The 6,736-nt window shown below is 70.5% G+C and carries 4 protein-coding genes; all 4 read right to left on the bottom strand.

All coding sequences use genetic code 11. The annotated features are described in order from the left end of the window. Window positions 1–1,020, bottom strand: a 1,020-nt coding sequence (locus FOZ70_RS31970; RefSeq protein ID WP_258025786.1) for a serine/threonine-protein kinase, incomplete at its 3' end; no start/stop codon positions are given. Window positions 1,021–1,095: 75 nt separating this feature from the next. Continuing rightward, on the bottom strand, window positions 1,096–1,794 hold the full coding sequence (tagF, locus tag FOZ70_RS31965; RefSeq protein ID WP_104768556.1) for a type VI secretion system-associated protein TagF: 699 nt from the start codon (window positions 1,792–1,794) through the stop codon (window positions 1,096–1,098). Continuing rightward, window positions 1,776–5,405 carry a type VI secretion system membrane subunit TssM gene (gene tssM, locus FOZ70_RS31960; RefSeq protein WP_219707541.1) on the bottom strand — a complete coding sequence of 1,210 codons (3,630 nt, stop codon included), beginning with the start codon at window positions 5,403–5,405 and terminating at the stop codon, window positions 1,776–1,778. The genes tagF and tssM overlap by 19 nt, the downstream gene beginning before the upstream one ends. A gap of 1 nt (window position 5,406) precedes the next feature. Next, on the bottom strand, window positions 5,407–6,729 hold the full coding sequence (locus FOZ70_RS31955; RefSeq protein ID WP_219707540.1) for a DotU family type VI secretion system protein: 1,323 nt from the start codon (window positions 6,727–6,729) through the stop codon (window positions 5,407–5,409). Window positions 6,730–6,736: the final 7 nt, after the last annotated feature.

Raw genomic sequence — 6,736 nt, 5'->3', positions numbered from 1 at the left:
CTTGTCTCCCCCGCCCCTGCCCGCATCGCCCACGGGCGGCACGGCGGGCGCGCCATACCCGCTGCCCGTCCGGTCGAAGTCCCGCAACCCGAGTTCCGCCGCGAATGCCGCGACCGATTCCGGCCGGTCCGGAATCCGCAACTGCAGCGCATGATCGACGGCCGCGAGAAAAGCCGGGCTGTACACCTCGCCGGCCGGCAGTTCACGCGACGCGAGCGGCCGGTACGTGTCCTTGATGCTGCGCACGACGGCCGCGGGCGGCAACTCGCCGGTGATCATCGCGTGCATCACCGCGCCGAGCGCATAGAGATCCGTCCACGGCCCCTGGCTGAACGCGGGATCGTCGGTGTATTGCTCGATCGGCGCGTAGCCGGGCTTGATCATCATCGCGCCGTCGTCGACCAGATCGCCGATCCGTTTGCGCGCCGCGCCGAAGTCGAGCAGGATCGCGCTGCCGTTCGGGCGGATCAGCACGTTGTCGAGCGCGACGTCGCGATGGAAGCACTGCGCGCGATGCAGCGTGTCGAGCGCGCCGAGCAGCGCGCCGACGATGTTGCGCAGCTGCGTCTCGCTGATCCGCATCCCGCCGTCGAGCAGTTGCTTGAGCGTGCGCCCCTCGTAGAACGGCATCACCATGTACGCGGTGCCGTGGCTTTCCCAGAAGTGCAGGACCTTGACGAGCCCCGGATGGTCGAATTGCGCGAGCAGGCGCGCTTCGTTGAGGAACGCGCCGCGCCCCGCGTCGAATGCCTGCGCGAACCGCTCGGAGCGCAGCGATACCGTATAGTCGCCGCCGCGCGTGGCCAGCATCGACGGCATGTACTCCTTGATCGCGACCGCGCGCCGCAACGTGCGGTCGAACGCGCGATAGACGATCCCGAAGCCGCCGATGCCGAGCACCTCGTCGAGCTGCAATTCGCCGAGGCGATGGCCGAGCGGCAGCGGCCGCACCGTGAATCCGGATGCGTCGCCGCGTGTCGCCGTGTCGTGCTCGTTGTCTCTCGATCCAGCGTCCTTCATCTCCACCACCTCTCGAAACCGCGTCCTTTCCGTCCGCCGCCGCGCCCGGCGGCCCGCCGTCCCTTTGTCCGGCCGCTAACCGCCGCCGAACAGCGTCAGGAACAGCGCGTTGTCGGGCGTGCCCGTGTGCGCGTGCGTGCGCAGCGGCGATCCGTCCGCGCGGTTGGTCCACCAGAAGCTGGTGCCGCCGTGCGGATCGAAGTAACCGGACAGCCCCGGCCATGCTGCCGGCGCCGTGCGGTCCGGCAGCGCCGCCGGCATACCATCGACGATGTCCGCCGCGTCGCGACCGACGCCCGGTGCGAGCCGCACGCGTTCGAGCGTCCGCTCGAGATCGCCCGGCGCGCGCGCATGGCGGATCGCGTCGAGCAGCGCCTGTCCGACCTGCCAGTAGAACGCGTCGGCGGCGTCCGGCAGCCCGTTCCAGTAATCGGCCGCACGCATCGGCAGCGTGACGATCACCGGGTAGTAGCGCCCCACGCGGTCGCAGCTCGGCGCGAGGCAGCCCGGCTGCACGCACGACGCGCCGGCGCCCGCCGGGATCAGGAAATTCCAGACCGGCGCGACCGTGTAATGGCGCTCGATCTCGTCCGCGCCGCGCTGGCGCATCGCGGCCATCCCCTGCTGGAGCCAGCGCTCCCACCACAGCGCGAGCGCATGCGGCAGCCGGCTGTTCACGAAGTCGCCGGCGCCGGGAATCTTCCCGTACCAGGCCGGCGCATCGCCGTCGGTACGCGTGAACGGCGGTGTCGGGCTCATGGCTTCGGAGGGCATGTAAAGGACTCCATCTGGGGCAGCCTGAACGGGTTGCGGACACTGCCCGCATTCACTTGCAGCACGATCGGTTTGCCGTCGACCGTGAAGCGCGCAATCATCTGGTCGGAGCCGCGCCCGGCCGATACGGCCGCGCGGTCGAACAGCCGGTGCAGCGCCCACGGCCCGTCGGTCGTGAAGCCGTCGGTCGCTCCGGCCTGCCCCGACACCTGCAGCCGCACCTGGTTGCTGCCGCGCGGGCCCGGCCAGTCCACCGCGCTCTGCACGAGCGGGCCGTGCGCGTAACGGACGATCTGCCCGTCGACGTCGAGCACCATCTCCGTGATCGACGGGTCCATTTCGAGCGGCTGGATCTGCACCTTCAGCTGCGCGGTGCGCGCACCGCCGCCGAAATAGGCGTCGCGGATCACCGCCGCCTTCTCGAACGACGCCAGCATCGCGGCGGCCGACGGATCGGCGTCCGCATTGCGGTTCGCGAAGCGCCACGGGTGCGACGTCGTATCGACGATCGACTGCAGGTTCTTCTGGAAGAAGTCGTCCATCAGGCCGCCGGGTGCGAACATCTGCGCGAAATCCGCCGGCGCGACGTCACGCGACGATCCGCGCGCGAACGGATAGCGCCCCGCGATCGCCTGCCGGCAGAAGTCGCCGACGTTCGCGCCGGCCCGCGTCGCGACGCTGCGCTGCTCGACGGTCGCCACGCTGCCGTTCGCGACGTTCGACAGGTCGTCGAGCACTTCGCGGAACGGTGTCGGCAGGCGGCCGGCCTGTGCGCGCAGCTTCGCCGGCGCATCGGACGGCGGCGGCTGCGCGCCGCTCCTCAATGCGTCGTCGGTGGCCGTCAGGTAGGTGTACAGCGCGTCGATCGACTTCAGCACGTCATTGAACGCCTGGGCCTGGTCGCCGCTGCCCGGCGCGAACGTGCGCAACCCGGCGAAGTGGCTGTCGACGATCTGCTCGGCGCTCGCGGGCGCCGCGGCGGACGTGTTCGCATCGCTTCCCTGGCTCGCGAAGATCTGCGACAGCGAGCTGCGTGCCTCGTCGACCTTGTCCTGCGCGCGCGTGGCGAGATTGCGCGCCCCGCCGCCCGGTGCATCGCCGAGCGCCGTGTCGCGCGCGAGCGCGACCATCAGCCGCGTGAGCGGCGAATCGGCGGACGACAGCGCACGCGCCACCTGGATGCTCTGCGCGAGCGTCGCGGTGCGCTGCAGCTTGATGTCGGCGAGATAGTCGTCCCAGATCTTCAGATAGTCGTTCAGGTAGAGCTGGCGGATATCGCGGGCCCACGCGGCCGCGTCGTTCGGCCCGGGAATCTCGGAGAGCCCGAGGTTCAGCACCCACACTTCCTCGCGCCCGTAGGCGTCGACCTCGCCGGCCAGGCGCGGCGCGAACACGTTGCGATAGCCGTTGCGCGTATAGAGGCCCGGCACGCCTTCCGACAGCGGCTTGCCGCCCTGGCGGCGGAACACCAGCGACGCGTCGGGGCCGACAGCGCGCGCGACGCTGAAGTCGAACGCGGCGGTGGCCGGCCGCAGCGTCAGCGTGAGCTGCCGGTACAGCCGCTGCGAGAACGGCACCTGCCGCAGCCGGTCGCGCACATCGGCCACGAGCCGCTCGTTCATCGGATACGGCGACACCGCGACGCGGCCGCCGAACAGCGCGGCGAGATGCGCACGCAGCGCGGTGCGTTCGGCCGGCGAGAAATCGGGCGGCAGCGCGCGTTCCATTTCGAGATCGACGACGGCCTGCACGAACGCAGGATCGTAGTGCGCGCTGTCATACAGCATCAGGTACGCCTTCAGCGCCGCATACGCGAATTCGGTCTCGTCGGGCCGCGCGTCGCGCAGCGCGGCCTCCATCCGGCTCGCGGCGATCGGCAGCAGCACGTCCTCGAGCGCGCGCCGGTACACGGCGTCGACGGCCTCGTCGATCTTCTCGCCCTGGAACAGCCCCCACCGGTACGCGAGCGGCGGATGCTGCAGGTCGACGCCGCCGGTATTCGCGAGGCCGCCGAGCGCGTCGAGCACGGGCAGCAGGCGGGCGACGTCGGCCGCATCGGAGAATTTCGCGCCGGCAATCTGCGCATCGACGGCCGGCACGCGCGCGCCGATCTGGTCGAGATACGCGCGATTGTTCGAATAGCTGCGCAGCCACGCGACCAGCACGGCCACGCACACCAGCGCGAGCAGCACGTAGCCGGCGATCTGCAGCACGCGCCGCTTCTGATGCCAGCGCAGGTCGCTGCCGGCGAGCGAGGCTTCGCGGAAGATGTGCTCCTGCAGCAGCGACTTCAGGAAGAAGCTGCGGCCGGTCGAGCCGACCTGCGCGACCGGCGGCACGCCCTCGATCTTCAGGAAGCGCTTGATGCCGCTCATCACGCGATCGAACGCGGTGCCCTCCTGCGTGCCGCTCGTCAGGTAGACGCCGCGCAGCATCGGCATCGGTTCGTAGCTCGACACGGAAAACACCTCGGCGACGAACTGGCCGAGCATGTCCTGCAGGTCGGCGATCTGCTGCGGCAGCAGGTACGTCATCTCGCGCTGGCGCGCGTCGGTCTGCGCGGCCAGCAGTTCGGGCAGCCCGTCGTTCAGTCGCTGGTGCAGCAGCCGGTATTCGCGGTCGAATGCCGCACGCAGGTCGAAACCCGGCGCCTCGCTTTGCGCAAGCGGGAACGTGAAACCCCACACCTGCGCGCATTCCGCGCGGCCGTAGTTGCCGAAATACTCGGCGAAGCCCGCGAGCAGGTCGGCCTTCGTCACGAGCAGGTACACGGGAAAGCGAATGCCGAGCTGCGCACGCAGTTCGAGCAGCCGCTTGCGCAGCACCATCGCGTGCTGGGTGCGCTCGGCCTCCGACGCGCCGAGCAGGTCGGCCACGCTGATCGTCAGCATCGCGCCGTTCAGCGGCTGGCGCGTGCGGTACTTCTTCAGCAGGTCGACGAAGCCTTTCCACTCGGCCTCGTCGAGCGCTCGGTTGCCCTCGTGCGTCGTATAACGGCCGGCCGTGTCGATCAGCACCGCGTCGTTCGTGAACCACCAGTCGCAATGCCGCGTGCCGCCCACGCCGCGAATCGCCGCGCGGCCGAACTGCTCGGCGAGCGGAAAACTGAGCCCGGAATTCACGAGCGCGGTGGTCTTGCCCGAGCCCGGCGCGCCGATGAACACGTACCACGGCAACTGGTACAGATACTGGCGCGACATCCGGTCGAACCAGCGCGGCAGGCCCTTGCGCACGGCGTCGGCCTGGCCGAAGCGGACCTTCTTCAGCAGCGTCGCGGCTTCGTCGAAGCGGCTGCGCAACTCGTCGAGCTGCGCTTTCGCCGGATCGTCGGCGGTGGCCGGCCCGGGCGCCGCTTCGCGCAGCTGATTCAGCAACTGCGCGTTGAGCCGGCCGGCGCGCCAGCTGCGCCACGCGACGCGCGCGCCCCACGCGATGAACAGCACCGCGATCGTCAGCCCGCGCGCCCAGCCGCTTTCGAGCGGACGGACCTCGGCGAACGCGAACAGCGGGCCCGCGAGCCACACGAAGCATGCGAGCACGACGAGACCGGCGAAGGTCCAGATCTCCCGCGACGGCAACGGCCGGACGAAACGCGCGACAGCCTGGTTCATGTCAGTTGGCCCCCTGCGTTGCGCTCGCGCCGACGGCGGCACTGCCGGGCGCCGGCAGCAGCGTGATCTCGACGCGCCGGTTCAGCGCGCGATTCGCGGGCGAATCGTTCGGCGCGACCGGGTCGAGCGTGCCGCGCCCTTCCGCCGCGAGCCGTTCCGGATGGTCGAGCCGCGCGGCGATCATGCCGCGCACGGCTTCCGCGCGTTCGCGCGACAGGTCCCAGTTCGACGCGAAGCGCGCGGTATGCACGGGTGTGTCGTCCGTATAACCGGTCACGCGCACGTTGCCGGGCACCTTGTCCAGCGCATCGGCCACACGGGCGAGCACCGGCATGTAGCGGTCGATCACCGACGTCGATCCCGACTTGAACAACCCGTCGCCGCGCAGCACGATCACGCTGCGATCGGCGGCGTCGCGCACCGACACGAGGCCGGCCGCGATCTCCGGTTCCAGGAACTTCGCGATGCGCGGGGCCGGTGCCGCGCGCGGCGGCGCTTGCGCGGGCTGCAGCTTCGGCACGTGCAGCGCGTCGATCGACGCGAACAGCCGGTCCGAATGCCCGGCGAGCGCGATCCGCAGCCCGACGAACACGCCGAAGCCGATCAGCAGCGCGAGCGCCACGCACACCCACAGCGGCACGACGAACCGGCGCGCGACATCGCGCGTGACGACGTCGCGCCAGTGCGGCGACAGCGCCGGCTCGAATTCGCCGCGCACCGAGCGGATCGTGAGCGCGAGCTGGTGGCGCAGCGCGTCGAGCTGCGCATGGCCGTTGTCGAGCACGCGATAACGGCCCTCGAAGCCGAGCGCGAGACAGAAATACAGCAGCTCGAGCAGGTCGAGGTGCTGGCGCGGCTGCTGCGACAGGCGTTCGAGCAGGTGGAAGAATTTCTCGCCGCCCCAGGTCTCGTTGTGGAACGACACGAGCAGGCTGTGCGACGACCACACGCTGCCGCCCCATGGCGTCAGCGCAGCCGCCTCGTCGAGCGCCGTGCACAGGCAGTAGCGCGCGCCGATGATCGCTTCCGACGGCACGCCGGCCTCCTGCGCGCGCGCCTCGAACTGCCGGATCTCGACCACGAGATGCTCGCGCAGCCACGCGGGATTCGGGTGATGGACGGTCGAACGGATCTGCGGCACGAGGTTGAGCAACGGATTCGCGGCCGCGACGAGCGGGTTCGTGCCGCTCGCGGCCCAGCGCCCGGGGCGCGGCTGCGTCGCGGTCGGGCCGGCCGCGCCCGCCGCGGCCGGATGCATGCCGCCCGGATTCGGCGGCACGAATCCGCCTGCGCCGGGGGAGATCGAATCGGAGGAGGAATTCATCGCGTCG

It is taken from the genome of Burkholderia sp. COPS (assembly GCF_019425585.1).
Classification (GTDB): Bacteria; Pseudomonadota; Gammaproteobacteria; order Burkholderiales; family Burkholderiaceae; genus Burkholderia; species Burkholderia cepacia.
The sequence above is the reverse complement of the archived record's forward strand: the minus strand, read 5'-3'. Positions and strand labels throughout refer to the sequence as shown.

Coding starts and splice junctions, on each gene's coding strand:
- tagF (WP_104768556.1), bottom strand. CDS start 1,794: ATGCCCTCCGAAGCCATGAGCCCGACACCGCCGTTCACGCGTACCGAC.
- tssM (WP_219707541.1), bottom strand. CDS start 5,405: ATGAACCAGGCTGTCGCGCGTTTCGTCCGGCCGTTGCCGTCGCGGGAG.
- FOZ70_RS31955 (WP_219707540.1), bottom strand. CDS start 6,729: ATGAATTCCTCCTCCGATTCGATCTCCCCCGGCGCAGGCGGATTCGTG.